This window comes from Sphingomonas elodea ATCC 31461 (assembly GCF_000226955.1).
GTDB classification, from domain to species: Bacteria; Pseudomonadota; Alphaproteobacteria; order Sphingomonadales; family Sphingomonadaceae; genus Sphingomonas; species Sphingomonas elodea.
Genome location: NZ_AGFU01000122.1, coordinates 1 through 1411, shown reverse-complemented (window position 1 = coordinate 1411; position 1411 = coordinate 1). Strand labels below are relative to the sequence as shown.

Sequence of the window (1411 nt, the reverse complement as noted above, 5' to 3'; positions counted from 1 at the left end):
CCCGCCGATCAGCACCGCCTCCGGGTTGATCAGGCAGTTCACCGCGAGCAGCGGCTGGACGAGCAGGCGCGCCGCTTCCTCGATCCACGCATCGACCACCGCCTCGATTCCCGGATCGCTGCCGTCGCAGGCGAGCATGTCCGGCACGCTGAAGCCCGCCGCCGCCAGCGGTGCGGCAAGGCCGGAGAGCGAGACATGCGTCTGGATCTGCCGCACCACGCCGTCCGCATCGCGGTGGGTGAGGAAGCCCAGCTCGCCGCTGCGCCCGGTGGCGCCGCGGAAATAGTCGCTGTCGATCACCAGCCCGCCACCCAGCTGCGATGAGATCAGGATGTAGAAGAAGCTGCTATGCTGCAGGCCCAGACCCAGCTGCAGCTCGCCCATCGCGGCCGCTGCGGCGTCGTTCTCGACGAACACCGGCAGGTCGAGCGGATCGGACAGCAGCTCCGCGAGGTCCGTCTCCTCCCAGCGCCGATAGGCCTCGGGCATGCCGGGCAGCTCGATCAGACCGAGATCGTCGGGACTGGCGACGCCCAGGCCGACGATGCGGGCAGGGTCCACCCCAGCGGAGGCGAGCAGCGCGCCGACTTCCGCCCGGTAGAAATCGGCCACCTGCTCGGGCAGCGCGAAATCGATCTCGCGGGCAGCCCGCGCCACCGTCTGGCCAAGAAAGTTGACCAGCACGAGGGTGACATGGTCGCGGTCGATATTGAGGCCCAGCGAGTAGCAGGCCTGGGGGTTGATGATCAGATTGGTCGGCGGCTGGCCCCGCCCGCCGAAACGCCGCCCGGCCTCCTGGATCAGCCCGTCGGCGAGCAGCCGCTTGGTGATGTTGGCGATGGCGGCGGCGGTAAGGCCGGTGATCCGCGCGAGATCGACCCGGGTCAGCGATCCGTTCGCGCGGATGGCGTGCAGGGTCACCCGCTGGTTGTGGTCAGCGGCTCGTTCCAGGTTGGTGCCCGAAAGGCGGATTGGAGGGCGGCCGCTCGTCATGATGGTTGCGATAACAGTCGATTTGCGGCCAGGGTGCAAGCGCCGAGACGATCTCGGCGGTTGAATTACTAAATTTGGTGAATAAAACCGGCGGCGTGGCCGATGCGGCAAAGCGTGCAGCCCGGGGCGTGATCCGCGTGGGCCCGGCGCACAATTGGGGAGGAAGACCGATGCGCAAGTTCACCCGCGCGATGCTCGTGGGCGCCGCCGTGCTCGCCATGACGGCCGTGCAGGCCGCCGAGCCCGACAATGGCGGCCCGTACAATGCCAGCTTCCTCGCCGGCGGCATCGGCATTTCCCGCCCGCTGACCGGCGCCGACGCGCTGCTGCGCTCCGGTGCGCCGATAACGCTGTCCGCCTGGGTGAAGCCCGATCTGGTAGATCGGAAGAGCGGTTCAGCAGGAATGCCGAGACCGAT

1 protein-coding gene is annotated in these 1411 nt (G+C 68.4%); it reads right to left on the bottom strand.

Annotated features, from left to right (window positions below; genetic code table 11):
* Positions 1-993 (bottom strand): ROK family transcriptional regulator (locus tag KK7_RS0119300; protein ID WP_040599427.1); only part of this gene is annotated, 993 nt, incomplete at its 3' end.
* Positions 994-1411: the final 418 nt, after the last annotated feature.